The organism is Kitasatospora sp. NPDC093558 (genome assembly GCF_040683475.1).
Classification (GTDB): Bacteria; Actinomycetota; Actinomycetes; order Streptomycetales; family Streptomycetaceae; genus Kitasatospora.
Genome location: NZ_JBFBDY010001188.1, coordinates 1 through 1,371 on the forward strand (window position 1 = coordinate 1; position 1,371 = coordinate 1,371).

Genomic DNA, 1,371 nt, shown 5'->3' on the forward strand with positions numbered 1-1,371 from the left:
GCCTCCGCTAGTGCGGAGGCTGCTCGCCGCCCTCGTCGGGCACTTCCGCGAACTCGACCACCAGGGAACCCCGGCGGCGCATCTTCGCGCCCGGCGCGGGGTGCTGGGCGGTGACCACCCAGACACCCGGCCAGGTCAGCGCGCTGACGGGCGGGCCGTCCGGGTCGTCGCTCGCGATGGCGAGGCCCGCCTCCCACGCGACCTTCCGGGCCTGGGGCACGAGCAGCCCGACCACGTCGGGCACCGTCACCTCGGGGGCCGTGCTCGGTCCAATCCACGTCATGTCACCCTCCCGTGCCCCAGCCTGCCGTTGAAATCCCGCCGGGGGAAGACGGCGGCACCGCCGGCCCCCGTGGTGCGGGGCCGGCGGTGCCGGTCGGGTGCGGGCCAGGTGCGGGCCGCGTGCGGGTCAGGCCAGGGCGGTCACGGCGGTCTTGACCTTGTCGCCGATCGCGGCGGGCATCGGGACGTAGCCCTTCTCGCCGATGGCCTTCTGGGCGGCGTCGCCGACGGTGTAGGTCAGGAAGCCCTTGAGGGTGTCGAGGGTCTCCGCCTTGTTGCCCTTGTCGCAGACGATCTCGTAGGTGACCAGGACGATCGGGTAGGCGTTGTCGGCCTTGGTGCCGTAGTCCAGGGAGAGCGCGAGGTCGCCGTCGGTGCCCACGACGGTGGAGCTGGCGAGGGTGAGCGCGGCGTTGGCGGCGGTGGCCGCGGCGGGCTTGGCGGCGCCGGTGCTGATCTGGGCGCTCTTGAGGTTGTTGGTCTGGGCGTAGGACAGCTCGGCGTAGCCGATCGAGTTCTTGACCTGCTTGATCTGGGCCGCGACGCCGGCGCTGCCGTTCGCGGACTGGCCATTCTTGCCCTTCCACGCCTTGTCCGGCGCGGCGCTCCACGCACCGCCGGAGGTCTTGGCGAAGTAGGAGGTCAGGTTGAAGGTGGTGCCGGAGTCGTCCGAGCGGTGGAAGGACTGGATGTCCGCGTCCGGCAGCTTGGCGCCCGGGTTGAGGGCGGCGATCGCCGGGTCGTTCCACTTGGTGATCTGCGAGTCGAAGATCTTGGCGGCGGTCGGGCCGTCCAGGACCAGGTTGTCGAGGTTGTCCACGTTGTAGACCAGCGAGACCAGGCCGGCCACCATCGGCAGGTCGATCGCCTTGCCGCCGGTGCAGACGGACTTCGAGGTGTCCACGTCGGCGGGCTTGAGCGCGAAGTCGGTGCCCGCGAACTGCACCTTGCCCTGGTTGAACTGCTGGACGCCCGCGCCGGAGCCGCCACCGCTGTAGTTGACGGTGGTGCCCGTGCAGGAGGCGCTGTAGAGGTTCTTCCACACGTCGATCGCGGGGGCCTGAGCGGTGGAGCCGGCGCCGAGGAGCG

General features: G+C 71.1%; 2 protein-coding genes. Both read right to left on the bottom strand.

The annotated features are described in order from the left end of the window. Positions 1-7: 7 nt before the first annotated feature. Positions 8-283, bottom strand: coding sequence for a PASTA domain-containing protein (locus tag AB0O00_RS39630; RefSeq protein ID WP_363659519.1), 276 nt, complete (start codon positions 281-283; stop codon positions 8-10). 126 nt (positions 284-409) lie between these two features. Further along, the coding region (pstS, locus tag AB0O00_RS39635) for a phosphate ABC transporter substrate-binding protein PstS (RefSeq protein WP_363659520.1) at positions 410-1,371 on the bottom strand (962 nt) is incomplete at its 5' end.

Coding starts and splice junctions, on each gene's coding strand:
- AB0O00_RS39630 (WP_363659519.1), bottom strand. CDS start 283: ATGACGTGGATTGGACCGAGCACGGCCCCCGAGGTGACGGTGCCCGAC.